The sequence below is a fragment of the Synechococcus sp. MVIR-18-1 genome (assembly GCF_014279835.1).
Classification (GTDB): domain Bacteria; phylum Cyanobacteriota; class Cyanobacteriia; order PCC-6307; family Cyanobiaceae; genus Synechococcus_C.
In genome coordinates this window covers 1040049-1065200 of sequence record NZ_CP047942.1, presented here as the reverse complement: position 1 = coordinate 1065200, position 25152 = coordinate 1040049, and the positions used below count along the sequence as shown (strand labels likewise).

The 25152-nt window shown below is 52.4% G+C and carries 26 protein-coding genes and 1 tRNA gene; 17 read left to right on the top strand and 10 right to left on the bottom strand.

Going from position 1 to position 25152, the window contains the following annotated elements:
- Positions 1-2 precede the first annotated feature (2 nt).
- Positions 3-227: an RNA-binding S4 domain-containing protein gene (locus SynMVIR181_RS05655; protein ID WP_186590288.1), complete on the bottom strand. Its 225-nt coding sequence runs from the start codon at positions 225-227 to the stop codon at positions 3-5.
- Positions 228-242: 15 nt separating this feature from the next.
- Between SynMVIR181_RS05655 and SynMVIR181_RS05650 the strand changes: the two genes are divergently transcribed.
- Positions 243-1982, top strand: coding sequence for an ABC transporter ATP-binding protein (locus SynMVIR181_RS05650; protein WP_186590287.1), 1740 nt, complete (start codon positions 243-245; stop codon positions 1980-1982).
- A gap of 53 nt (positions 1983-2035) precedes the next feature.
- Positions 2036-2275 (top strand): DUF6447 family protein, encoded by a 240-nt coding sequence (locus tag SynMVIR181_RS05645; RefSeq protein ID WP_186525125.1) that lies wholly within the window; start codon positions 2036-2038, stop codon positions 2273-2275.
- Here the strand turns inward: SynMVIR181_RS05645 and SynMVIR181_RS05640 are convergent.
- From SynMVIR181_RS05640 to carB, 3 genes are read right to left on the bottom strand one after another with little or no spacing between them, the layout of a single operon-like run.
- The gene (locus SynMVIR181_RS05640) at positions 2250-3590 is read right to left on the bottom strand and encodes a sodium:alanine symporter family protein (protein WP_186590286.1); all 1341 of its coding nucleotides are present in this window, start codon (positions 3588-3590) and stop codon (positions 2250-2252) included. The two genes, SynMVIR181_RS05645 and SynMVIR181_RS05640, sit on opposite strands and share 26 nt — an antisense overlap.
- Before the next feature lie 34 nt (positions 3591-3624).
- On the bottom strand, positions 3625-4296 hold the full coding sequence (locus tag SynMVIR181_RS05635) for a DUF3386 domain-containing protein (RefSeq protein WP_186590285.1): 672 nt from the start codon (positions 4294-4296) through the stop codon (positions 3625-3627).
- A gap of 26 nt (positions 4297-4322) precedes the next feature.
- On the bottom strand, positions 4323-7646 hold the full coding sequence (carB, locus tag SynMVIR181_RS05630; protein ID WP_186590284.1) for a carbamoyl-phosphate synthase large subunit: 3324 nt from the start codon (positions 7644-7646) through the stop codon (positions 4323-4325).
- A gap of 119 nt (positions 7647-7765) precedes the next feature.
- Here carB and SynMVIR181_RS05625 point away from each other — a divergent pair, with 119 nt between their 5' ends.
- From SynMVIR181_RS05625 to SynMVIR181_RS05600, 6 genes are all read left to right on the top strand, one after another.
- Positions 7766-8401: a DUF3318 domain-containing protein gene (locus SynMVIR181_RS05625; RefSeq protein ID WP_186518953.1), complete on the top strand. Its 636-nt coding sequence runs from the start codon at positions 7766-7768 to the stop codon at positions 8399-8401.
- Positions 8394-8762 carry a ribosome silencing factor gene (gene rsfS, locus SynMVIR181_RS05620; protein WP_186525120.1) on the top strand — a complete coding sequence of 123 codons (369 nt, stop codon included), beginning with the start codon at positions 8394-8396 and terminating at the stop codon, positions 8760-8762. The genes SynMVIR181_RS05625 and rsfS overlap by 8 nt, the downstream gene beginning before the upstream one ends.
- An 11-nt stretch (positions 8763-8773) precedes the next feature.
- Positions 8774-9268, top strand: coding sequence for a CGLD27 family protein (locus tag SynMVIR181_RS05615; RefSeq protein ID WP_186590283.1), 495 nt, complete (start codon positions 8774-8776; stop codon positions 9266-9268).
- A gap of 33 nt (positions 9269-9301) precedes the next feature.
- Positions 9302-10273 (top strand): asparaginase, encoded by a 972-nt coding sequence (locus SynMVIR181_RS05610; protein ID WP_186590282.1) that lies wholly within the window; start codon positions 9302-9304, stop codon positions 10271-10273.
- Positions 10274-10326: 53 nt separating this feature from the next.
- Positions 10327-10403, top strand: a tRNA-Met gene (locus SynMVIR181_RS05605).
- A gap of 536 nt (positions 10404-10939) precedes the next feature.
- Positions 10940-12598 (top strand): GMC oxidoreductase, encoded by a 1659-nt coding sequence (locus tag SynMVIR181_RS05600; RefSeq protein ID WP_186590281.1) that lies wholly within the window; start codon positions 10940-10942, stop codon positions 12596-12598.
- Here the strand turns inward: SynMVIR181_RS05600 and SynMVIR181_RS05595 are convergent.
- Both SynMVIR181_RS05595 and SynMVIR181_RS05590 read right to left on the bottom strand, forming a co-directional pair.
- Positions 12552-12842 (bottom strand): DUF2811 domain-containing protein, encoded by a 291-nt coding sequence (locus SynMVIR181_RS05595; protein ID WP_186590280.1) that lies wholly within the window; start codon positions 12840-12842, stop codon positions 12552-12554. The two genes, SynMVIR181_RS05600 and SynMVIR181_RS05595, sit on opposite strands and share 47 nt — an antisense overlap.
- A 394-nt stretch (positions 12843-13236) precedes the next feature.
- The gene (locus SynMVIR181_RS05590) at positions 13237-14352 is read right to left on the bottom strand and encodes a sirohydrochlorin chelatase (RefSeq protein ID WP_186590279.1); all 1116 of its coding nucleotides are present in this window, start codon (positions 14350-14352) and stop codon (positions 13237-13239) included.
- Between the two features lie 94 nt (positions 14353-14446).
- Between SynMVIR181_RS05590 and SynMVIR181_RS05585 the strand changes: the two genes are divergently transcribed.
- Positions 14447-15739 (top strand): FAD-binding oxidoreductase, encoded by a 1293-nt coding sequence (locus SynMVIR181_RS05585; protein ID WP_186590278.1) that lies wholly within the window; start codon positions 14447-14449, stop codon positions 15737-15739.
- Positions 15740-15775: 36 nt separating this feature from the next.
- Positions 15776-17362, top strand: a complete 1587-nt coding sequence (locus SynMVIR181_RS05580; RefSeq protein ID WP_186590277.1) for a SulP family inorganic anion transporter — start codon at positions 15776-15778, stop codon at positions 17360-17362.
- A gap of 19 nt (positions 17363-17381) precedes the next feature.
- On the opposite strand, the gene SynMVIR181_RS05575 is transcribed toward SynMVIR181_RS05580, so the two are convergent.
- The gene (locus SynMVIR181_RS05575; protein WP_186590276.1) at positions 17382-17705 is read right to left on the bottom strand and encodes a hypothetical protein; all 324 of its coding nucleotides are present in this window, start codon (positions 17703-17705) and stop codon (positions 17382-17384) included.
- A gap of 111 nt (positions 17706-17816) precedes the next feature.
- On the opposite strand from SynMVIR181_RS05575, the gene SynMVIR181_RS05570 reads away from it, so the two are divergent.
- From SynMVIR181_RS05570 to SynMVIR181_RS05550, 5 genes are read left to right on the top strand one after another with little or no spacing between them, the layout of a single operon-like run.
- Complete coding sequence (locus SynMVIR181_RS05570) at positions 17817-18869, top strand: amino acid ABC transporter substrate-binding protein (RefSeq protein ID WP_186590275.1); 1053 nt, start codon at positions 17817-17819, stop codon at positions 18867-18869.
- On the top strand, positions 18866-19765 hold the full coding sequence (locus SynMVIR181_RS05565; RefSeq protein WP_186590274.1) for an ABC transporter permease subunit: 900 nt from the start codon (positions 18866-18868) through the stop codon (positions 19763-19765). Before SynMVIR181_RS05570 ends, SynMVIR181_RS05565 begins: the two co-directional genes overlap by 4 nt.
- Positions 19766-19790: 25 nt before the next feature.
- Positions 19791-20294: an HdeD family acid-resistance protein gene (locus SynMVIR181_RS05560; RefSeq protein ID WP_186590273.1), complete on the top strand. Its 504-nt coding sequence runs from the start codon at positions 19791-19793 to the stop codon at positions 20292-20294.
- The gene (locus SynMVIR181_RS05555) at positions 20294-21322 is read left to right on the top strand and encodes an amino acid ABC transporter permease (RefSeq protein WP_186590272.1); all 1029 of its coding nucleotides are present in this window, start codon (positions 20294-20296) and stop codon (positions 21320-21322) included. The genes SynMVIR181_RS05560 and SynMVIR181_RS05555 overlap by 1 nt, the downstream gene beginning before the upstream one ends.
- 25 nt (positions 21323-21347) lie before the next feature.
- Positions 21348-22091: an amino acid ABC transporter ATP-binding protein gene (locus SynMVIR181_RS05550; protein ID WP_186590271.1), complete on the top strand. Its 744-nt coding sequence runs from the start codon at positions 21348-21350 to the stop codon at positions 22089-22091.
- Here SynMVIR181_RS05550 and SynMVIR181_RS05545 read toward each other — a convergent pair.
- Positions 22076-22291, bottom strand: a complete 216-nt coding sequence (locus SynMVIR181_RS05545) for a hypothetical protein (RefSeq protein WP_186590270.1) — start codon at positions 22289-22291, stop codon at positions 22076-22078. The two genes, SynMVIR181_RS05550 and SynMVIR181_RS05545, sit on opposite strands and share 16 nt — an antisense overlap.
- Before the next feature lie 84 nt (positions 22292-22375).
- Here SynMVIR181_RS05545 and SynMVIR181_RS05540 point away from each other — a divergent pair, with 84 nt between their 5' ends.
- A complete protein-coding gene (locus SynMVIR181_RS05540) occupies positions 22376-23323 on the top strand; it encodes an AEC family transporter (RefSeq protein WP_186590529.1) in 948 nt (315 codons plus the stop codon).
- Here SynMVIR181_RS05540 and SynMVIR181_RS05535 read toward each other — a convergent pair.
- The gene (locus SynMVIR181_RS05535) at positions 23265-23852 is read right to left on the bottom strand and encodes an alpha-ketoglutarate-dependent dioxygenase AlkB (RefSeq protein ID WP_186590269.1); all 588 of its coding nucleotides are present in this window, start codon (positions 23850-23852) and stop codon (positions 23265-23267) included. The genes SynMVIR181_RS05540 and SynMVIR181_RS05535 overlap by 59 nt on opposite strands.
- A gap of 85 nt (positions 23853-23937) precedes the next feature.
- Here SynMVIR181_RS05535 and SynMVIR181_RS05530 point away from each other — a divergent pair, with 85 nt between their 5' ends.
- Positions 23938-24255 carry a hypothetical protein gene (locus SynMVIR181_RS05530; protein WP_186590268.1) on the top strand — a complete coding sequence of 106 codons (318 nt, stop codon included), beginning with the start codon at positions 23938-23940 and terminating at the stop codon, positions 24253-24255.
- Here SynMVIR181_RS05530 and SynMVIR181_RS05525 read toward each other — a convergent pair.
- Positions 24246-25139, bottom strand: a complete 894-nt coding sequence (locus SynMVIR181_RS05525) for a homoserine O-succinyltransferase (RefSeq protein WP_186590267.1) — start codon at positions 25137-25139, stop codon at positions 24246-24248. The two genes, SynMVIR181_RS05530 and SynMVIR181_RS05525, sit on opposite strands and share 10 nt — an antisense overlap.
- Positions 25140-25152: the final 13 nt, after the last annotated feature.

The window sequence follows — 25152 nt, the reverse complement described above, 5'->3', positions numbered from 1 at the left end:
ACTTAAGGCCCAGCCTGAAGAGAATCCGAAACTTCGGCAGAGTCGACACCCATTTGGACGCGATCGCCAGCTTTCAGTTGACGGCCACGCCGTTGCTCCAGGTCGCCATTGACGAACACGTCACCCCCCTGAATCCTCAACTTGGCTTCTCCACCCGTCGCCACCCAGCCCATCCATTTAAGGAATTGATCAAGTCTCATTGCAGCACCAATTAGTCCATTCACCATTGATAGTCTGACCCGATGCTGAAGCCATCAGAAGCGGGATTCCGCAGGTTGATTCCACTGCTGCGACCTCACAGGCGGCTCCTAACGATCGGCACACTTTGCATGCTGGTTTTTGTCAGTAGCCAGTTGGTGTTGATGCGACTGATGGGCCAACTGTTGCCCGATGTGGGATCAGGCGATCTAAAGCGCATCCTGCCTGTCATAGGCCTGGTTCTGTTGGTGTTCGCGATCCAAAAACTTGCTCAATTTGGCCAAGACTCCCTACTCGCAGGTCCTGCTTTACAAGTCAGCCAGTCGCTGAGACGAGACCTGTTTCAGAGGCTTCAAAAGGTACAGCTCGGCGCCTTGGAAAAGATGTCGTCAGGAGATCTCACCTATCGGCTCACAGAGGATGCTGACCGTGTGAGTGAGGTGATTTATAAAACCCTCCACGACAGCATCCCGAGTGCTCTGCAATTGGTGGCCGTTCTTGGCTACATGCTTTGGCTTGACTGGAAACTAACGGTCGCAATCCTGCTGCTCGCACCCTTCGTTGCCTGGCTGATCAGCCTGTTTGGAGCGAGAGTAATGATCGCCACAGAACGCAGTCAAAAAAAGGTCAGTGAGCTGGCAGGTTTACTGGGAGAGGCCATTGAAGGCCTACCTCTCGTACGCGCCTTTGCCGCAGAACCCTGGTTAGAGAGCCGATTTGAACAAGAAATCGATCAACACCGGCAAGCTCGTTACAACACCTATCGGCTTGTTGCTCTTCAACATCCCGTGGTCGGGATCATTGAGGTCCTGGGTTTCGCCACAGTCCTGGTCTTGGCAGCGATCAGGATCAGTAGTGGGGATCTAGGTGTCCCTGAGCTGATTACCTACCTCACCGGCTTGGTGCTCCTCATCGATCCGATCGCCCATGTCACCGCGAATTACAACGAATTTCAGCAGGGACAATCCTCGCTACGCCGTCTCCGTGAAATCGAGAAAGAACCCTCGGAACCGGCAGATCCGGTTCCATCGATTCCCCTAGGCCGCCTGCGCGGAGACTTGAACTTCGATCAAGTCGAGTTTGCTTACACACCAGGACAACCCGTTCTTCAAGACTTCAATCTCTCGATCCAGGCAGGACAAGTTGTGGCCCTTGTGGGACCTTCAGGGGCTGGCAAGACCACGCTTTTTTCTCTGCTCCTGCGATTTAATCGCGTTAACAAAGGTCAGCTTCTTTTTGATGGCAAAGATCTCAGCCAAGTCAGCGCGCGCGACTTGAGACAGCAAGTGGCTCTGGTGCCGCAACGCAGCAGTGTCTTTTCTGGAACGATCGCAGAGGCGATTCGATTTGGTCGGCAGGCCACGCAAGAACAGCTCCAACAAGCCGCAAAGCTTGCCAACGCCCACGACTTCATCATCCGTCTCCCAGACGGCTACAACACGCGTCTTCAGGAGCGAGGCACCAACGTTTCAGGGGGACAGCTCCAGCGCATCGCCATCGCGAGGGCTGTGCTTGGAAATCCCGCAGTGATGTTGTTGGATGAAGCCACCAGTGCCCTCGATGCAGAAGCGGAGGCCTCCGTTCAACTGGGACTTAAGCAAGCCATGCTGGGCCGAACAGTGATTGTGATTGCCCATCGTTTGGCAACAGTTCAGGAAGCCGATCTCATTGTTGTTCTCGAACATGGTCGTATAAGCCAACAAGGCAGCCACGACGATCTAATGAGTCAGGGCGGTAGATATCGAGAACTCTGCGAAAGACAATTCATCCGCGTCAACGAATGATTGGTTTCAAACAACACACCAGCCAATAAGATCTTTGCGATTGCTTTCCATTGATGACCAGTTCTTCCGTTTCCCAAGACCAGAATCCAATTCTGACCTTTGAAGGAAAACGCTATGACCTCAATAAGCTCCCAGATGACCTGAAAGAGCTCGTTAGAGGAATGCAAGTCGCCGACGCCCAACTACGCATGCATGAAGACACCCTCAAAGTGCTGGCAGTAGGGCGTCAGTCCATGGCCATGCAACTCAACGACCGACTGAAAGAAGTTAGCCCTCTTCCTGAGAACGGTTGAAGTTGTAGTCGCTTGTGAGTTTAAAAATCACTGGCGACAGCAGGAGCAAAGAGACAAGGTTTGGAAGAGCCATCAGGCCATTCAGGGTGTCAGCGACACCCCAAACAACACCACGATCTCCTGCCACTGAGCCGATCACAACAACGGCAACCCAAACAAAGCGGAAGGGCTTGATCGCCCTTTCGCCAAACAAGAATTCAGTGCAGCGCTCTCCGTAGAAACTCCAACCGAGCACGGTGGTGAACGCAAACACAACGAGACCAGCAGTAACGACCCATCCAGCTCCGTTCAAGCCCGTGTTGAACGCCAAGATCGAGAGGTTGGCCCCGGACTCACCCCCGCCATAAACACCGCTGGTAATGATCACCAATGCCGTCAACGTGCAGAGAATCAAGGTATCAATCACGGTGCCCAACATCGCCACGGTGCCTTGACGGACTGGATCATTCGTTTTGGCAGCCGCATGAGCAATCGGTGCACTGCCTAAACCGGCTTCGTTGGAAAAAATACCGCGCTTAAATCCCATCAAGACCACCTGTCCTACCGCTCCACCAACAGCAGCTTCACCACTAAAAGCATTAGAAAAAATGGTTCCAAAGGCAGCAGGGACATCAACGATATTTATTCCTAAAACAAGAATGCAAGCGAGGATATAGAGGATCGTCATGGCAGGAACCAGGGCTGAGGCTGCTTGAGATATCCGGTCAATACCACCAATAATCACAGCAAAAACAAGAACACCAAGAACCAATCCGGTCACCAACCTGGGGATACCAAAAGCTTCCAAGGCACTAGAGACTTCAAAACACTGGACACCATTACCGATCCCAAAGCCAGCCAGCATTCCAAACGTGGCAAACAACACCGCAAGCCATTGCCAGTTCTTACCTAGACCGTTGCGGATGTAGTACATCGGACCACCGACGTGATTTCCAAGAGCATCCACTTCCCGATATTTCACAGCCAACACAGCCTCGCCATATTTGGTTGCGATACCAAACACAGCAATCACCCACATCCAAAACACAGCCCCTGGTCCACCCACGGCGATGGCCCCAGCAACACCGGCGATATTGCCCGTACCGATCGTGGCAGACAGGGATGTCATCAAGGCTGCGAAAGGGGAAATATCTCCTGTTTCAGAAGCCGTAGACCTAGTAGCCAGCACACGAACGCCAAAAATCAAGCGTTGCAATGGCATCAATCGCAAGCCGAACATCAAAAGAATGCCCGTCGCTGCGATCAAGATGACCATTGGCCAACCCCAAACGACCCCATTAATGGGGTCGTTGATCGCCGAAATAAGTGTTTCCATCCATCAACTGATACTCAGCAGATGGTGACACATTTCAAGCGGTTGTCAGGTCAATAAAGCGAAAAGTCTGCTCACTAGCAGGAGAATCTCCGCAAGCATCCGTACGAATTGTGCGCTCGCTCAGCACCCAAGAACCACCATCAGAGACGGGGACAAAGGTGTCGGTAAAGCGATTCGTTCCTCCGCGCACGTCTCCCGTGGCTGGATCTGAGTATTGACTTGTGTAGGAATGACTGAGGTAGCCATCTCCTGTATCGGTCGTACTTTCGGTGTGAATGGTTACAACCGTTCCATGAATGTGGCGATGAACCATGGTGACAACATCATTTTTAATGCGGTACTTATCACCTTGACCCTTGCCACCAATAATGACTTCAAGGCCCTCGTTCGTGCAATCACCAGCGGTAAATGTATTTTCAGAGTGGGTCTGTTCGAATGTGCGACGCACACGATGAATGCATACTTCCCACAACTGTGAAGCAAATGCTTTTTCAACTTCAGCATCTGAAACCCCTTCAACCTTGGCCTTTAAATCAGCGCCAACACGGAAAGTGCCTTCAACAGAGCGATCACCTTGTAGCCAGATGCAACGACCTGAATATCCAGCAAATCCTGGATCCCAGGTGTAACGGTTTTGATAAGCGGCACGAAAAGCATCCCGGCAATCGCTACCTGGAGCGATCACTGTCTTGGAGGTCGTGGTCAAGAGATCAACAGCAAGCTTTCAAAACCCTACTGGCCAGCAAGCGATGAATGGACGTCTTGCAAAGCATGGATCACGATTGTTCGAGTTTGCAAGGCCTCAATGGCCTCAACGGCAGCACGCGCACCAGCCAGTGTGGTGAGGGTGGGAACGGAATAGTCGAGAGCGGCCCTTCGTAAATAACGATCATCGTGAGCAGCTTGGCGACCAATTGGAGTGTTAATCACAAGCTGCACGCCCCCTGAGCGAATGAGGTCTTCGATATTGGGCCTTCCCTCATGCACCTTGAGAACAGACTCAACCTCCAACCCTTTCTCACGCAGTGCCATAGCCGTTCCTGAAGTCGCAATCAATTTGAAACCCAATCCGATCAGCTGGCTCGCCACAGGCACGAGTGCCGTCTTATCGCGATCATGCGTGGAAAGAAAAACAGTTCCAGTCGTTGGTAGCGCTTCACCTGCCGCTAGTTCTGCCTTGGCAAAAGCCATGCCGAAATCGGATGCAGAACCCATCACTTCACCCGTTGAGCGCATCTCCGGACCCAAAAGAGAATCGGCTCCAGGAAAACGCCGGAAGGGGAGCACTGCTTCTTTAACGGACTGCAAAGGAGGAATTGGCTCGCGCAGCAGACCAACCTGGCGCAACGTTTCACCAGCCATTAGGCGCGTTGCAATACGGGCCAAAGGAACACCCGTTGCTTTTGCCACAAAAGGAACAGTTCGAGACGCACGAGGATTGGCTTCGATGATGAACACCTTTTCTTCCCCATCAACAGCCCGTTGAACCGCGAATTGCAAGTTAATCAATCCTTGCACTTTCAATGTGGTTGCTAATGCCTCACTCCAACGCCGAATAAGAGCTAGAGCATCTTTACTCAGAGAAATGGAAGGCAAACAACAGGCTGAATCTCCAGAGTGAATTCCTGCAGGCTCGATGTGTTCCATCAAGCCACCGATCACAACCGTGCCCTCATGATCACAAAGGGCATCAACATCAACCTCAACAGCATTTTCTAGATACTGATCAATAAGCACTGGATGGTCTGGCTCAACTTGAACAGCTTCTTTCATGTAGCGATTGAGTTCTGCCTCGTCGTACACAACCTCCATGGCGCGTCCACCCAAAACGTAAGATGGGCGAACAACAACGGGGTAGCCAACGTTGTCAGCAATGGACCGGGCTTCCACTTCACTTCGGGCCAGACCATTGCGAGGTTGACGAATCTCTAACTTGCGAAGAATGGCCTCAAACTGCTCCCGATCTTCTGCAAGATCGATGGACTCTGGTGAGGTTCCCCAAATCTGAGTGCCGGTGGAGAGTCCTTGCGGTGTGGAAAGCCAATTCAAAAGTGGTAATGCAAGCTTGAGAGGTGTCTGCCCACCGAATTGAACAATCACTCCATTCGGACGTTCTGCCTCAATCACATTCAGCACATCCTCAAGTGTGAGGGGCTCAAAATAAAGGCGATCACTGCTGTCGTAATCCGTAGAGACCGTCTCAGGATTGCTGTTCAACATCACCGTCGCGAAGCCCTGATCCTGTGCCGAAAACGAGGCATGGCAACAACAATAATCAAATTCAATACCCTGCCCAATGCGATTAGGACCGCCTCCCAAAATCATCAATTTGGGTCTCGTTTCAATGGCAACTTCTGTGGATGGAGCCAAGGGCTGAAGTTGTCCATCCTCCGTCAAACGGAGAAGTGGTCGTTCATAAGTTGAGTAGTGATAGGGAGTGGAAGAAGCAAATTCAGCAGCACAGGTATCGACTGTTTTGAACACGGGCATCACACCCAACTGGTTTCTACGCTCTCGCACATTCAGCTCTTTACTATCAACAAACCAAGCAATCTGGCGATCGGAATACCCCAAAGCTTTGAGCTTGAATAGCGTTGACTCATCAAGCTCTTCTAAAGTACGACCATTTAAAAGCTCAGACTCGGTATCAATCAATCCTCTTAATTTTGCAAGGAACCAAGGATCAATATGGCTTAATTCATAAATACGGTCATCAGTCATTCCAGACAGCATGGCGCTGCGAACAGCCAATATCCGATCAGGAGAAGGTGTCCGCAGGGAGCGTTCAAGATCAGTTTTGGAGCAGGAGGGCTCCGGTCGATCCCCCCCCCAGCCAGACAGGCCTGTTTCCAGCGATCGCAATGCTTTCTGAAACGACTCTTCGAAACAACGACCGATTGCCATCGCTTCACCAACCGACTTCATTGCGGTGGTCAAGACCGCGGGAGATCCACGAAATTTTTCAAACGCAAAACGAGGGACTTTCGTGACCACGTAATCAATGGTGGGCTCAAAACAGGCCGGTGTTTGTCCAGTGATGTCGTTGAGGATCTCATCAAGGGTGTATCCAATCGCCAACCTTGCAGCGATCTTGGCGATTGGAAATCCAGTGGCCTTACTCGCCAATGCAGAGGAGCGACTCACCCTTGGATTCATTTCAATCACCACCACTTCGCCGTCAGCTGGATTGATGGCGAACTGGATATTGCTTCCACCCGTAGCCACACCGATCTCACGAATGATCGCGATCGACTGATCTCGAAGCCTTTGGTATTCGCGATCTGTGAGCGTTTGGGCCGGTGCAACGGTGATCGAGTCACCGGTATGGACCCCCATGGGATCCAAATTCTCAATGCTGCAAACAATCACGACATTGTCTGCCAAGTCACGCATCACCTCAAGCTCAAACTCCTTCCAACCGAGCAGAGATTTCTCGATCAGGATCTGAGAGACAGGACTGGCATCAAGACCCGTCTTGCAAATGGCGCTGAACTCCTCTGGGTTGTAAGCGATCCCTCCACCACTTCCGCCAAGCGTGAAGGCAGGTCGAATGATGCGTGGATAACTGCTGATCGAGGCACCAACCGATTCAGCTTCCTCCAAATTGGACGCAATTCCTGACGGGCATACGTGAACGCCAATGCGCTCCATCGCCTGCTTGAACAGTTTCCGGTCTTCCGCTTTTTGAATCGCTTTGAGATCAGCTCCGATCAGCTCGACACCAAAACGATCCAGCGTTCCATTTTCGGCAAGAGCAACCGCAAGATTCAGAGCGGTCTGCCCGCCCATGGTTGGGAGCAAAGCATCGGGCCGCTCGAGTTCAATGACTCGAGTGACAACGTCGGGGGTGAGCGGCTCGACGTAAGTACGATCCGCCATTTCCGGATCCGTCATGATCGAGGCCGGATTTGAGTTGATCAGGATCACCTCATAGCCCTCTGCCCTCAGGGCTTTACAAGCTTGAGTTCCTGAATAGTCGAACTCGCAGGCCTGACCGATCACAATCGGACCGGAACCCAACAGGAGGATGCGACGAAGATCGTTCCGCCTGGGCATGGGCCTTCAATACAGCCAAACCAGCCAATACTCCCATGTGGAGCCCTTGAAAGATTTCATCAGCAACCTTTCGGGTCGGTTGGTCGCTAGCGTTAGGTGAAAGGAGTGCTTAATCCACCATGAGTGAGCTCCAGCGACTGAAAGGGTTGCTGCCACCTGAGATGCAGAGCTGGGTGTTCGTAGAAGCTGCTGCTGCTGTGGAACCTGCTTTGATTACTCTTGAAGAGATCGGCAGAGATGAGGTTGAGATTCAGGTGGATCTTGATCTGTGGGACAGCTTTGCTCTAGATCACAGAAACCTGCTGTTTTGGCACGAGGTTGGTCGTATCCAAAACGACACCATTCCTAGAGATGGTTGGGAAATGGCTGCTCTAGCCATCGGCTTAGGTGGTGCCATTGGTGAGCTTTGGGTCCAAGACGGTCTGCTGCTGTTTATGGCCCTGGGCTTGTCTGGATTTGCTGGCTATCGCTTGTATCTCAAAAACAACGCAGAAAAGCGTCTTCGTGATGCGATTTCAGCTGACGAGCGGGCCATTGATCTCGCTTGCCGCTTTGGCTACAGCGTTCCGAACTCTTACAAAAGCTTGGGTGGAGCCCTGAAAGAGTTGGTGGAACAAACACGCAAAAAGAAAAAGAGGAGCTTCTACGAAGATCGGCTCGAGGCACTACGCAAAAGTGCAGGCAAAGCGAGGGCAGAGATGGCTCAGCAACAGGGCTCCAATCAATCCGTTACCAGCGAGAACGTTTATGGATAGTGAACAGCTGGCTGAGCTGGCAGCGGAAGCTTGCGACGATCGCAAAGGTGTAGATATCCAGCTGATTCGGGTTGACGAGGTTTCAAGCCTTGCCGATTGGTTAGTGATTGCAGGCGGTCAGAGCGACGTTCAGGTCAAGGCAATGGCCCGATCGGTTGAAGATCGTCTGGAAGAAGATGCCAAACGACTCCCCTTGCGCAAAGAAGGGATGAACGAGGGCCGTTGGGCCCTGCTCGATTACGGCGAATTGATCGTGCATATCCTTCAATCTCAAGAACGCAGCTATTACGACCTGGAAGCGTTTTGGAGTCACGGTGAACGCCGTTCTCATCAAGCTTCCGAACCATCCGTAGGCCACTAAGACCTGTTCGTATGGCTGCGACTATCTCCTGTCCTGTTCCTCCCGACCAACGTCCTCAGGAAGAGTTCACCCAGCTAAGTCAATCGTGGTTTTTTGCCTGGCCTCGTCATCGACAAATTGATTTAGACAAGGCTTTGCTCTTGAGTTGGATGCTGATCGTTCCTCTCACTGTGCTGATTGCAAGCGGTAGTTGGAGCTTGAGACACGATCCAATCCGTCTCGTCCTCGCAGGGGCTGTTTCTGGGCTGATTTTGCCAATGTTGTTATTGATACGCCAATGGTTGGGTTGGACCTACGTCCACAAACGTCTTCTTTCTGAGCGGGTGGAATACGAAGAATCCGGTTGGTATGACGGGCAAGTCTGGGAAAAACCTTTGTCCTGGCGCGAGCGCGATCTGCTGCTTGCACAACATGAAGTACGCCCAATCCTGGGACGGCTCGGCAGAGCCATGGCCACAACAACGGGGCTCATTCTTGGTGGAGCCAGTCTCTGTCAGGCTCTCTAATTTCGCTGACATTATTTCACTAGTACTCCCTCTATGACACTTCCTCCTGGCTACGGCAGATCGTCCAGAAATGCAGGCTCTCCTGCTTTTGAGGTTGTGCTGAAACGAGGTTCATCGGTGGAATCCATCCATCGGGTGCATGCCGTTGTTTGTGATTCAAAAGGAAGAATCCTGATGAAGGCCGGACGGCCTGATCATGAATCTTTTGTTAGATCAGCACTAAAGCCTTTTCAAGCCTTGCCTGCCCTCAGCAGCGGCGCCTCTGGAAGCTATGACTTTGGCGATCGCGGTTTGGCCATTAGCTGTGCCTCCCATGCCGGAACGGCTGAGCATGCCAGGGAAGCCTTCCGACTGCTTTGGAACGCCCAACTAGAAACGGACTCTCTCCAGTGCCCAATTCCAGCATGGGGTCACAGTCCCCTGGAGCACAATTGCTCCGGTAAACACGCTGCATTTCTTGCCACATCACGAAAAATGGGGTGGCCCTTGGAGAGCTATCTCCAGGGTGATCATCCACTGCAGCAAGAGATCAATCGACGTGTCGGAGAATTTCTCGGGCTCCCCGCAGAGGAATTAGTCGCAGAGCGCGATGACTGCGGTGCACCCACCCTGCTATTGCAACTTTCCCAGATGGCCTTGCTCTACGCCCATCTCGGCTCCTCAACCCATGCTGAGCTGGAGCAAATCAGCAGAGCCATGCTCGCCCACCCCAAGCTTGTTGCTGGAGAAGGCCGCTTCGATACCGAGCTCATGTCCCGCTCTCATCAACAGGTGATCAGCAAAGGTGGCGCCGAGGGCATTCAGTGCCTCAGCAGAACGGGAGATGGCTTAGGTGTGGCGATCAAGGTGGAAGATGGCTCTCGCCGTGCCAAACAGGCTGTAGCACTCCATCTACTGCGGCAACTTGATTGGATCACGCAAGGGAGCCTGGACGAACTGGAAGACAAGATGTTGATCATTGGTCCAGGAGTCCGACTTGAAGTGAAGGGAGAGCTACGCGCGTGAACGCTCACAATCCCCTGGCTTGCGAACCCCAAGTTGTATAGTTTTGAGGTCAACGCGGGGTAGAGCAGTCTGGTAGCTCGTCGGGCTCATAACCCGAAGGTCGGGAGTTCAAATCTCCCCCCCGCCACCAAATCAAAACCCCCTCTTAATGAGGGGTTTTTTATTGGCTGAAATTTCAATTTTTTTGAAAGTCGAAGAATCGCAGACTTCTTAGCGGTCCAGGCCCAGCAGCGGTTCCCAACTCTTCAAAAAAGAATCAAAAGCAAATTACTTTCTGAAAAAACACAACTCCAAAGCAAAATAACCTTGAAATATTAACAACACAAGTGCTTCACGCGCTGATCACAAGGGCATGAAACAGGCTAGCTAGCAGAACACAAATACTCTTCAAGCTAGGACTAGACACAATAATTTTATCTCCAAACCACCAGGACTATCAACAGTGAAGACTGAAAGAGTTTTGAATAATTGGATCAAGATATGCGCAACATGATCAACCGATTGCAAGCCTCCAACCTGATCAAACTTATAAATAGTCAAGTCGGTTAAGGTTGTCAAGCCGAGGCTTTTCAATCAGCTGCTAGAAGCCTCTGGCCAAAGACATCCACTCAGATCAAAAGATCAGTGGGCGAAGAGGGACACTAAGTACAGGTCATCGCTTGAGCTGTGCCGCTGAAACCCTTCGAAGCCATCGTGATCGGTTCAGGTGCAACCGGTGGTGTAGCAGCCCAAACGCTTGCTGAAGCAGGGGTACGTGTCTTGGTGGTGGAAGCAGGGCCCGATCTCAGCGCGCAAGCAGCACTGGGGAGCGAACCAACCAACAGCATGCGACGCATCCGTGGCCTTCTCAGCGGTCAGCACCGACAACAGGCACAGCATCCCGGCTATTGGAAACACAATCCACTTCTCTATGCCGATGAGCGGCGCTATCCCTACTCCACTCCAAAAGATCAACCTTTTTTATGGACACAAGGGCGCCAGGTTGGAGGTAGGAGTTTGACCTGGGGTGGAATCACCTTGCGACTCTCTGATCTGGAATTCAAGGCTGCAGAGCGTGATGGCCAAGGACAATCCTGGCCTATTTGCCATCAAGATCTTGACCCGCATTATTCCGCACTGGAACGGCAATTTGCCATTCATGGCAACAGAGATGGACTCGCTCAACTCCCAGATGGTTGCACCACCACGCCGCTAAGTTTCACCCCAGAGGAACAACAACTTGCTGCTGACCTCCAGGGCTCGGCAGACATCGAGATGATTCACTCGCGCGGTTTTTCAGTGCATCAACCGTCCGCAGAGTGTCCATGGCCGCCATCGAGCAGTCCTGGCAGCAGTCTCCAAACAGCACTCTCCACTGGACGCGTGGAGGTGCTCTCAGGGCACCTGGCAGAACGCCTGATGATGAACCGTGATCAAAGTCGCGCACGAGGAGTCGTTGTCATTGATCAAGGCAGCGGGATGAGAATCGAGCTGGAGGCAGCTTTGGTGGTTCTCTGCGCTTCCACCATCGCCTCCCTGCGATTTCTACTGCTCTCAGAACACTCAGCAACAGAAGGAGGCTTTCAAGATCCCTCAGCAAGCCTCGGGCGTCACTTGATGGATCACGTTTCAACCTGCCGCTTCTTTCAAGTGCCAAGCAGGAGTGGCCGTCAATCCCTCCAAGACCTAGATCCCACCAGCCAGTTATCAGGGGCCGGAAGTTTTTTCCTTCCCTTTGGAAGTCTTCCACCACAACGCCCTGAGGCTCTTCCGTTTTCAAGGGGATATGGACTTTGGGGAGCGATCAATCGCTTTGATCCACCCTGGTGGTTAAAAAGGAATTCCAACTGCCGTTTGGGTTTTCTGATTGGTCATGGGGAAGTTCTTCCCTCCGCTCAGAACAGGGTCACCTTGTCGGAAACAGTAGATAGCTGGGGAGTTCCCATCCCCCATATCAGCTGCCGGTGGGGAGAGAACGAGACAGCGATGGTGGATCACATGCACTCGATGATGGCTGAGGCCATTGGTCTGGGGGGCGGGGAGATTCAACCTCTCACCGATCTAATCAAGATGCCGCTGATCGAACCCATTATTGGAAACATGGAGGCGATGAAAGCAGGTGCGCCTCCGCCTGGCTACTACGTGCATGAGCTGGGTGGAGCTCCTATGGGCAGCGATGAGAACCACAGTGTTGTGGATGCCTGGAATCGCCTCTGGCGCTGTCCGAACGTGTTGGTCGTTGATGGCTCGTGTTGGACCACATCAGCGTGGCAAAGCCCAACCTTGACGATGATGGCAATTACGAGGAGAGCTTGCCTGAAGGCGCTCCAACCTGAGAGCGAATAAAAAGATCGTCGAGATAACGCTCAGTGACGGCTCGATCTGTACAACCGTTTTGAACTAAAAATTGAGCAATTGCAGAACTAAGAAGTTGATATTGGTCCCAAGATGGATTTAATCCAATGAAATCTTTCATTCCGCGATATAGGACTTCAGGGATTTCCGCTTCCATGCTCACTAAGGAAATTCCAACATCACTGATTGATTCAGAGACAGAAGTATCACAATGTTCAAAATGAAATCGATTCATGGAGTGGGGGAAAACCTCAGAGGGGCATGACACCTAGAAAGACACATGGAGGGGGTCGCCGTCAAAGCCGAAGCAATCAGGTGGACCAGAGAGAAGCCCTGATGAGAATCATTCCAGCCCAATGGGTTTCGAGGATCGTGGAGCAGTTTTTTCAAACCGAGTACTGCTTGCAGGATGGTGTCAAGTTCAATTGAAGCCAAATTCGAAAAACCACAGACTCTGAGCAACGAGCCACGATCACGTCCAAAAGCCGGTGGAAAACTCCGCCAATTCTGTGGAAAAAGAGCGAACAATAAGCTTGGTCGTTGATTGATAAGCCTCACTGATGACTTCAAGTCTCTTTGGACTTGCCTGAGACGAATTCATGAAGAAACTGAGTTGCAGAAAGAGTTCTTCAGGATTCAGGAGCATCCCTCTTCGAATCCGCACTGCGACCACGAAGGGTGCTTGGACCTAAAGGATGTTCTGCATGTGGGTAGGGATGATGGCCGTGGTCGTGGGGATGCTCGTGAGCATGGTCTCCATGCGTATGAGGCTGATGCCCACCCCCCAGTGGAATTGGCACACCATCGGGCTGACAGGCCCCGGTGCATTCGAGCTCACACAGATCGCAGCCATCGGTCAATCCCTCCACGTGGTGATGGTGACTGGCCTGGGCTAGGCCTACCTCGGTTTCAAAACCCAAAACCTGGGCTCTGTATTTACAGAGCGAACAATTCATCGCTGTCTCACCACCGAGAACTTCATCCACCCGCTCAATAAACGTGTCTTGCACCCTTGCGTGGTCTCCGAGATAGGAGGCATGCAGAAATTCCACCTCGGGATGATCGTTAGCGACGCGTTCACTGTGCTGGCGGATCCTGGTCACCAGAACCCCAGAAAACAGAAAATAAGGAAACACGATGATGCGCTTAAAACCAAGGCGCACCACATGCCGCAGCCCTGGCTCCACCAGCGGGAACGTCACACCGGAATACACGGTTTCGCCCCAGCCGAAGCCAAAACCTTCCACCAACATTCGCGCAACCTTCGCAACGTTGGAATTGGCATCGGGATCTGATGACCCCCGTCCAACAACCACCAACATGGTTTCAGATAGAGGAACATCTGAATTGGCATCCAACGCGTCTTGAATCCGAGCGCCTGCCGCTGCAATCATCAAGCGATCAACACCGAGTTCTCGGCCGTAATCAATCTCCAAGCCCGTTTCAGCGCTGTAGGTATTCAGCACCGAAGGGATATCGTTTTTGGCGTGGCCTGCCGCAAACAACATGGCCGGAATCGCCAGCACCCGCTCCACTCCTTGCTCTCTTAAGCGATCTAAACCATCCCTAAGGATTGGATTAGCAAATTCCAAAAACCCGTGTTCAACAGGAATCGGATGCATGCGCCGGCGCAGACCGATCGCGAGACGTTCGAATTCCTCAACCGCTAAGCGATTCCTGCTGCCATGGCCGCAAATCAAGACGCCATAGGGCGATGGCTGCGGCGCACTCGGATCTGAACTCACTCGGTTCGTTCCACTCCCACGACACTATCCTCGGCCTTGTTGAATCGCGCCGGATGGTCTTGCCTCGACCACCAGCTTGCTTGGGAGCCACAACATGACAAAGCTCGCTGCGCTTTGGAATCCAATGGCCGACGATTCACAGCCAACGGGTTGGATCTCCACTGATGCCATCCATCTTTCCAATCTGATACGCCAAGGGATCCAGCCAACACCCTTATTGGTTTGCGCAGGGGGCACCAGCAGTCGCTGTGCTGCAGATGGGCTTTGGACACTCGACTTAAGAGCGCGCCATCGCCAGCTGATCATCAGCGAAGAAGGAGATGAGGTGGAGATTGGGGCCGGGCTCACCATGGCCGAGGTGTTAAGCGGTCTGCAAATTCATGGACGCTCGATCCCGGTTGGCCTTTCCACCGTTCCGGGCTGTGGCTTTGTTCTCACAGGTGGAATTGGACCTTTAAGCCGATCACAGGGCCTAGCCATGGATCACATTGTGGGTCTGCGAGGTGTCTGGGGAAACGGCAACATCTTTGACCTTTCAGCGCCGACCAACCCTGCAAGCCCTGGAACAGCTAGTAAGAACGAAACACATCAGCAGTGGAAAGGACTGCTCGGTGCCGCTCCCTTCCTGGCTGTTGTCACTGCGATCCGACTGCGGACTCAGAAACTCACACCCTTAGTGATTTGGCGGAGTGTATGCAGCGTTCAGCAACTTGAAATCGCCATTGAGGCGGCGGAACAGTGGGAGCACAGCGCCAGCCTGCAGTGGGCCTGGAACGAAAACATTGAACTGTTCATCGCTTGTAGCGCCAATGACCCTGCAGCGATCAAAGCGGTGGAGACACTAAAAACGCTGCTGGGCCACTGCTCTGAATCCAGCATGACCATCGTGCCTGGCCAACATGCTCAGCCTCTATTTGGAGCTTTGGCGACATCCACCGCTGCCCAGGGGCGCATCCACAGCGAAGTCAGTAGCAGGCTCGGTCCAGCCTGGGGCCAACGCGTGCCCTCACTCCTCAGAGACCTGAATCAACTCATACGCGGGCGTCCTCACCCCAGATGCCAAATCAGTGCCCAACAACTTGGAGGGATGAGTTCTCAGATTCCAGTGTCACGCACATCTTTTATTCATCGCGATGCAATTTGGAAACCATGGGTCACCGCAGCCTGGAGCGCCGGTGATCCAAAGGGGAGAGAACAAGCACTGGATTGGCTATTTCATGCCAACACCATCCTCACTGAATCCTGCCCTGGAGTGCACCTCACACAGATCCATCCACACCTGCCCTGCCATAAGGCAGAACTCAATGACGCCTTTCAAGACTGGCTTCCAGGCCTTAAACATTTGAAGTCACATCATGATCCCTATGGGTTACTGCCACCGCTCTGAGATACGGTCCCTGAAAAGAAAGTGGCACTGACGCCCATGGCTTCCTCTCCCGCAATGGGACTTCAGAACTGGTTCAGCAATCCGAGACGCGATGTCCTCTCTGGGCTAGTCGTGGCTTTCGCCATGATTCCAGAAGCGATCGCGTTCTCTGGGATTGCAGGCGTAGATCCAAGAGTTGGATTGTTTGGAGCCTTTTGTCTCTCCATAACGATTGCCTTCGTCGGTGGACGAACGGCGATGATCACCTCTGCTACGGGATCAACGGCCCTGTTGATGACCGGATTGGTGGCGACAGGAAATGCGAGAGGGGAGGGACTGGGGCTGGCCTACTTGATGGCAGCAGGCATTCTCACCGGCGTCTTTCAGATTCTCTGGGGTTACTTGCGCCTGGCTTATCAGATGAGGTTCGTGCCTCTAGGTGTCTTAAGCGGATTTGTAAATGCTCTTGCTTTATTAATCTTTCAGGCTCAACTTCCGCAATTGGGAATCAATCTTCATTTTGGGGAAGCGGGACATGACCATGTGATACAGGCTCTGACTGGAGGCCAAATGGCAGTTATTTGGCCGCTCGTTTTGCTTGGGCTTGTCATTATTTATGGTCTGCCACGCATCACACGCGCCCTTCCTTCCCAGCTGATAGCCATCATCGTAATTACAGCCATCAGCATGGGGCTAAGCTCAGTATTTCCGGATTTAAATATTCCCAAGGTAGAAGATCTTGGCAAACTCCCCAATGGTCTCCCTATGTTCAATCTTCCTTTTGGAGATGTGAGCAACCAAAGAGTTCCTTTTAATCTACAGACGTTTGGGATTGTCTTGCCGACAGCTTTATCGATCTCATTGGTTGGCTTGATGGAAACATTCCTCACTCAAGACATTCTTGACGAAAGAACTGATTCCAATTCAAACAAGAATACTGAAGCGAAAGGCCAAGGAATAGCAAACATCGTTTCCTCTTTATTTGGAGGAATGGCTGGCTGTGCGTTGGTGGGGCAATCCGTCATGAACATCGATAACGGTGGACGAACACGCCTCTCCACACTGTCTTCAGGAATCAGCCTTTTGGCGATGATTTTACTTGCCAGTGCTTGGCTTAAGCAGATCCCCATGGCAGCTCTAGTTGCAGTCATGATTGGAATCGCGGTCAGTACAGCTGATGTTGCTGGCTTGAGAAACATTCGAAATATCCCGAAAAGTGACACTGCCGTGATGGTGATGACGTTTGCAGTCACCATGCTCACCACTCCCCACAACCTTGCTCTTGGAGTGCTAGCCGGAGTGGCTCTTGCAGGTGTTTTATTCAGCCGCAAAGTCGCAAAAGTCATTCGCGTCGAAGCAATTAAAATCAGTGAAGATGAGAGCCGCTATGTGGTTAGCGGCCAATTGTTCTTTGTGAGCAAGATTTATTTCCTACAGGGATTTGACATTCACGATCATCCAGCCAGAATCACCATTGATATGAGTCAGGCACACATTTGGGACCAGAGTGGTGTTGGGGCTCTCAACCAACTCATACGCAAACTCAGACTTGGTGGCTCCGTCGTAAACGTTGAAGGTTTAAACAAAGAAAGCCTGAACCTTTTTGAAAGAATCGGGAGCCAACCTGAGGGCGGTCATGGTTAAGCCTGAATCCGCCTGATGACTATTCCTTGCTGTAGAGGAGTGCCAAACAAGCCGTCATGTCATTCCGCATGCCGTCGAGACGATTGCTGATCTCAACGTCATTCGGATTGAGCTCGACATAACGAACAGTTACGTCGTTTCCGATGCTCATAATGAGACAGAGTGTCTGCAAATCATTCGTTTCAACAGCCCTGATTCGAGCCCCTTCAAGCATTACTTTAAGGAGAGACATTTTATTATAATAAGCCTGTTGATCAGTTTCTTTCCAAGCCAGTGCTGGAGGAACGATTCCAAATAAAATTAGAGCTGAAACCAGGGCAGATCCCAACAGCGTTCGCGTCATCGAGCTATTCACGAACATTTGCGAACGCTAAACCAGTTCTCTGTGTTGACAAGAACGATCAGCCCTGATGAACGAGCTCTGACACACTTGTTCCCTACCAGAAACAATCAGATGAGAGTCCGTCTTCTTGCACTGCCACTGGTTTCTTTCTTATTCATTTTGAATGGATGTGCCACGCTTGGGGAGGGCGGCGCCTCAAGACTCGATCTCATAAAAAGGAGAACCGAGCTTCGCTGCGGAGTCAGCGGCAAGATTCCAGGCTTTAGTTTTCTGCAAAGGGATGGATCCTTCGCTGGACTTGATGTGGACATCTGTCGAGCCTTTGCAGCAGCGTTTACTGGCAGCCCAGATCAGGTGCAATACAGGTCACTAACCGCTCCAGAACGATTCACTGCACTGCGTACCGGAGAAATTGATCTCCTATCCCGCAATACCACCTTCAACCTCAGCAGAGATGCTGCGGGAGGTAATGGCGTCAGCTTTGCTCCTGTTGTTTTTCATGACGGGCAAGGGCTCCTGGTTAAGCGCAGCAGTGGGATCTCCAATCTCAACAACCTCAAAGGCAAAACCATCTGCGTGGGCTCAGGAACCACGACCGAGCAAAACCTCAACGATGCCTTTCAGGCCAAAGGCATCGATTACAAACCCATTAAGTATCAGGATCTCAATCAAGTCATCGCGGGCTACCTCCAAGGTCGCTGCAGCGCCATGACATCCGATCGCTCGCAGCTCGCCGCGGCCAGATCCGGTTTTAACAAACCAGAGCAACATGTGATTCTCCCTGAAGTCTTGAGCAAAGAACCCCTTGCTCCACTAGCTGCAGGAGGTGATCAGCGCCTGGCGGATGCGATGCGCTGGGTGATCTATGCATTGATCGCTGCAGAAGAATTAGGCATTACACAAGCGAACATCGAAAATAAGCTTGAAGAAGCCCAACGTCGTCCTGAACTCACACAACTAAGGCGTTTTCTTGGCGTAGAAGGCGATCTAGGCCAAAAACTAGGTTTAAACAACGATTTCATTGTCAAAGTGATCAAAGCAGTAGGTCATTACGGTGAGATTTATGATCGGCATCTCGGATCTAAGAGTGCCGTTCCGATACCAAGAGGCCTCAATCATCTCCATAGGAATGGAGGCGTACTGACCTCACCCCCATTCCAATGAATCGTTCAAAACGCTGGTGGTGGCAGGTCATCATTGTGGTTGGGCTCCTCACGGTGATGGGGATTCTGATCAATAATCTCGCCGTTAATCTGATTCGAACAGGCCTAGGCCTCAGTTTTGATTGGCTTTGGAGACCGGCAGGTTTCGCGCTCAGTGAGCACCCCCTTCCTTATCAATCTTCAGACAGCACAGCCTGGGCCCTGCTGATGGGATGGCTGAACAGCTTGCGCGTGATCGTTGCAGGGATTGTGCTGGCAACTCTGCTGGGCGTGACCACCGGTGCTGCTCGCCGGAGCCTGAATCCGTTATTGCGGCAGTTAGCAGCTTTGTACGTGGGATTCATTCGTCAGATCCCTCTTCTATTGCAGCTTCTGTTTTGGTATTTCGTTGCCTTCCTGGGACTTCCTTCAGAGCCATTTTCACCACTGGGAGCTTTGATCCACCTCTCCAATCAAGGCATCAGCTTGCTGGGAGTCACGCTCAGTGTGGAGTTTGCAGCTGTCCTCCTCGGGCTCAGCGTGTTTACAGGAGCCTCCATTGCAGAAGTGGTTCGCGGTGGCCTCGATTCAGTCCCCCGCGGCCAGTGGGAAGCCTTCCGAAGTCTTGGCATGACAGAAGGCCTCGGCCTACGCCGAATCGTCCTGCCCCAGGCTCTTCCTGCAATCTTGCCAGCACTCAGTAGTCAATATTTGAACCTGGCAAAAAACAGCACCCTGGCCATTGCCGTTGGCTACGCCGATCTCTACTCGGTGAGTGACACAACCATCACCCAAACGGGACGAGCGATGGAAGGATTTTTGCTGCTTTTGCTGAGTTTTCTACTCTTGAACTTGCTCATTAATGGTGGGATGCAGCTGTTGAACCGAGCTGTTTTAAGAAGCCAGCACAATCATTAAACTGAAGACGTCACAGTTCGCTTTCATGAATACTCGTCGTATCGCCGCGGTCTTTTTAATTGTGGCGTCTATTGCAGCGATTTTGCTGCCCTTTGCATCAGCAACCCTTCTCACCATTGGCTTAGGCGGGATTGTGTTCGTTGCAGGGCTCAATCAACTGCTTCGGATTGGAGATATTCCAAACAATCAAGGCAAACTCTTTAAGGGCTTGTCAGGGCTGCTTTATATCGGTGGTGCGGTCTTCATTCTGATCGACCCGATCGACAGCGAAATCAGCCTCACGCTGTTTGCCGGTGTGCTCTTGCTCGTTGAAGGGTTAATGGAATTAGCAACAGGAGCTAGTTCCAATGCATCAGCGCGTGGTCTTGTCGTGGTGGACGGAATCGTGACTGCCGTCCTCGGATTGCTGTTAGTGATCGAATGGCCCTCTGACAGCCTTTGGGCTTTAGGGACCATCTTTGGCGTGTCTCTTTTCCTCTCCGCCTTGAACTTGCTCAAGCCCACGGATGCTCCCCCTGCCGCCAGCTAATGGCGAGCCAATTCAAACCTCGGCAACAGCACTACCGGCGTTGGCAGCACAAACCAATTGAGGCTGCCTTCAGTGTTTTCATCCTCGGCTTGATTCTTTGGGCTGTCTGGTCAACAGGATCCTGGCTGATCACCGGAGCTGATTGGCGAGTCGTCACCCACAACCTCCCGCTTTATGCCTTTGGCAGCTATCCCGCTGATCAACGCTGGAGGCCTTTGGTTTGGATGGCCGCTCTCCTGGTGCTAACGATCACCACCTTGGCCAGTGATCACTTGCCACAACCACTGAAACGCCTCCAACCTTTGCTTCCCTGGGCATGGATCTTGATGGTGCCCGCAGGAGTGGTTCTGCTTGCTGGATCCGCCAACCTCCAAGCCGTGCCGACTCGCGCCTGGGGGGGCCTGACCCTCACCTTGCTGCTGACCACAGCGAGTGGATTCTTAGCCCTGCCCATGGGGATAGGCCTTGCGATCGGCAGAACATCCAATTTGGGTTTGGTCGCGATGCTTTGCCGCGTTTACATCGACCTCATGCGTGCAGTCCCCCTCATTGCGGTGCTGTTCTTCGGGCAATTGCTCCTACCGCTCTTCCTCCCGGTAGAGATGGAAATCAACAGAGTATTCAGAGCTGTGATGGCTTTTGCTCTATTTGCAGCGGCATACGTAGCAGAGGATGTGCGTGGTGGACTGCAATCCATCCCACCCACACAAGCGGAAGCGGCCGCGGCCCTCGGACTCAATGCGTCTCTCACAATGAGACTGATCATTCTTCCCCAGGCAATGAGAATTGCTGTTCCAGCACTAACCAACCAAGCGATCGGATTGCTGCAAAACACCAGCTTGATGGCCATTCTCGGCTTGATAGAACTGTTGGGAATTAGCAGAAGCTTGCTCGCAAATCCTGAATACATCGGCCGTCATCTTGAGGTTTATGTATGGCTCGCCGGTGTGTATTGGTTGCTCTGTTCAGGGATGGCCCTCTTAGCAAAGCGCATTGAACGTCAAGGTTACTTATCCACTAGCTCCTAAGACCGCTCGTACCTCCACAACATCTATGTCCATCGCCATTCACGCGCAATCCATAAGTAAGTCTTACTCCGACGATCATCGCGCTCTTGATGAGGTGAATCTCAGCGTCAACCTTGGTGAAGTTCTTGTGGTCATGGGGCCCTCTGGTTCAGGAAAAAGCACCTTGATCCGCACCTTTAATGGCTTGGAAAGCATTGATGAAGGTCAGTTGGAAATTGTCGGGATTCAGCTGGATTCCAACCAAGACGAACGACAGATCAAACGAATCCGGCGCAGGGTTGGAATGGTCTTTCAACAGTTCAATTTGTTTCCCCACCTCTCCATCCTCGACAACATCACGCTGGCACCAATCCGCGTCAAAAAAATGCAGAAAAAAGAGGCGGAGCTCAGGGCGATGTCGCTATTAAGCCAAATGGGGATTGCTGATCAGGCCATGAAACGCCCTGCCCAGCTCAGCGGAGGGCAGCAACAACGCGTAGCGATCGCCAGAGCCTTAGCGATGGATCCAGAGGTGATGTTGTTCGATGAGCCAACAAGTGCTCTCGATCCAGAACGCGTCAAGGAAGTGCTTGATGCCATGCGCACGCTGGCCTCAGCGGGAATGACCATGGTGGTCGTCACACACGAGCTGGGATTTGCCCGTGAAGTCGCTGACAGGGTGCTGTTTATGGATGCAGGAAAAGTAGTTGAACTTTCAGACTCAAAGACGTTTTTCAGCCATGCCAAAGAAGACCGCAGCAGGCGCTTCCTCAATCAAATGACTAATTGACAACGGCCATCCAACTGGTGCAGGGCTCGCTCAGCAGCGACGAGCTCTCTTTCGGTTTGCAGCCAGCTTTCATTGCCAACGGGGAGGCTATGAATTTGCTCAGCCAACCGCTCCTGCAGACGCTCACGTTGAGCTTGCAGGGCTTCACTGAGCCGTTCCACTCTCTGGGGGATGGAACAGAAAGGAGCCGAAACAGCCACTGAGCACCTGTCATGGGACAGCTGTGACTTTGGCACATCATCGCGAATATTCCTATTCTCTACCGAGATCTGGCAGACATCGCGATTCTTCGCCTCCTGGTTGAACTCATTCCAGGCCTACTTGGTGGATATTTACTTGGACGCTTCAAACCAGGGTGGGTCAAGCCATTAGCAACCCCACTAGTGCGCTATGGCGTTCCCATCAGCCTGATGGGCTTGCTGTTGAAGGGTGGATTGAACAGCTCCCTGCTCAGCACAGCCGCCATAGCGGCGGTTGTCATCATGGCCATGCTGATGATGCTCAGACGTTGGCGTCGAGCTGGTGATCAGCTGCTCTCGCCCACACTTCAACTGGGCTGTTGCGTTGGCAATACAGCCTATTTCGGGATTCCGGTCGCGCTGGCCTTACTCCCCCCGGAAGCCCTATCGATCAGCATCGGCTACGACTTCGGCGCAACGCTCCTGGCCTGGGGGCTCGGACCGATCTGGCTTGCAGGATCACAGCAGGCGGCTCATCCGCAGCGTTGGCGTGTGTTGATCAACCACCTCAGTTCCAGTCCTGCCTCACGAGGACTCCTGGGCGCCTTGCTTGTGATGGCAACACCATGGCAAGCAACCATCACAGCCGCACTGTGGATGCCGTCAAGGGTTGTGATCGTGCTGGCCTTAATCGTTGTGGGCATGCGACTTGCAGGCCTTTCAGATTCGAGATCAACTCCATCGCAGACAGAAGCAACACAAAGCGCTCAGCTCAAAACCTTGAATGCTGCTCTGGGCTGCAAACTTTTGCTGTTTCCTGCATTCGTCTTGGGACTCAGCCTGATCCTTCCCATCAGCGCTTTCGCGCGTCAGGCCTTGGTCCTACAAGCTGCCGCCCCCACTGCTATTTCCGTGCTCTTAATGGCAGAAACAGAGCAGGCAGACAGCACTGCAGCAGCACAGCTGATTTGGCGCAGCACCCTCATGGCGCTAATCACGGTGCCAATTTGGGCTGTGCTGCTGAAGACATTGGAAGAAAGACTCGGAACGTGAGGTTCAACCTTGGCGTGCGTACCCTCTTGCGAACCGGAAGGGCGTGCATCCATAACCGTTGGCAATCAGGTTCCATCACCAGCAAATCTCCATCCGCAAGGGCTAATTGCTCTCGGCTCTGGCTCTGGCGATGACGAAACTGCAACGCCCTAGTGGCACCAAAAGAAAGCGATGCGATTGGACATCTGGCATCAATCTCCGGTTCGTCATCGGCATGCCACCCCATGCGGTCGTCTCCATCCCGATAGAAATTGAACAAGCAACCATTGAATTGAGCAGAACAACTTTGATTCACCTGCTCAAGCAAGGGCATAAACCAATCGGGCCAGCCCTGGCCGCGATGAATCACACCGCTGTAGCGATAAGACACCGAAGCCTCTGCGAGAAAAGCTGACAATCTCGGCACACGGTGGACTTTTCCGTACACCCGAACTTGGGGCTGCTCCCAGACAATCTGTTTCTGACACCGATCAAACCAGTAAGCCGAAGCCTGCGGTTCAAGCCAGCCAACGCGATGGTTCCAACTCATCGATCGTGGGTCTTGTCTGAAACAAACCAGTAAAGAGCCATAACAGAGACGAAGACTTCGAGGCAACACCCCATACATTCTTCTCATGGCAGCTCGTATCACGGAATCGGAATTTCTCAAACGAGCGCGTGAGCGTTTCGGTGATCATTTCGATTATTCAGAGATCAAATACCGCAGCTACAAGAGCCCGGTCAACATTCGCTGCAACCACCATCCGGTCCAACTGATCAACATCACGCCTGAGAAGCATCTCCAAACCACAGGAGGCTGTCGGCACTGCCTTAGAGAGAGACGCATTGCCGCCTTGGAGCGGGAACTCAATCGCGATGCTGCTCAGCGGCCGATCGAAACAAGGCCCATTGAAACAACAACGCAAAAAGCTGCTTGTCCTGTTCAGGACTGAAGGCTGACGCGGTGATAGCAGAACCATAACCACTGCTGAAATAGCAAATTACGATGGGAACGCCACAGCGTTCTCGGGTGGTCAGAGTCAAAATTTTCCGGCGGCGGAACATCGCCACGAGCGAGATCGCGCTCCATTTCCGCCTGCAGCCTGCCAACGTTGTATTCGGGATGGCCAAGATGCATGAGCTGACGCTGATCTGGCGTCTCAAAAATGGTGTACCCCACCTTCTCTCCATGGGCGAGAAGCCTCAATCGACCCTGGCGTTGCGCCGATTCCATCGCCGCGTCCGGTAATCCCGCATGACGGCTTTGAGGACAGAGAAATTGATCATCCTGGGTTCCCATCAGGGGATGACCAGGAACAAGACTTCGCATCGGAAACACCCCAAACAATTTCCGATCGAACGTGACCTTATTCACTCCTGCGAGATAAGCCAGAGCAAACCCAGCCCAACAGAGGCCGAGTGTGCTGGCACAAGAGTGACGCGCCTCGTTGATCAGCTCAACCAATTCGGGCCAATAGGTGACGTCCTCAAATGCCAAGTGCTCCACTGGAGCACCGGTGATGATTAATCCATCCAATGGACGCTGTGACTGAGCTTCTTCCCAGCTCACATAGTGCTGGTTGAGATGGCCTTGATCCCAGCTTCGGTACGCATGCGATTGGAGGCGAATCCAGATCGGTTCAATTTGAAGAACCGAGAGACCCAGAGGATGCAGCAGGTTGAATTCGTACTGCTTCCCTAAGGGCATGATGTTGAGAATGCCAATGCGCAGAGGTCGAATGTCTTGACGCTCGGCTTGCTCGGGTTCAATCCAAGAGATCCGGTTCCGTTCAACAGCGGTGATCTTGTGATAATTCCTAGGAAGTATCAGTGCCATCAGCTCAGATCCC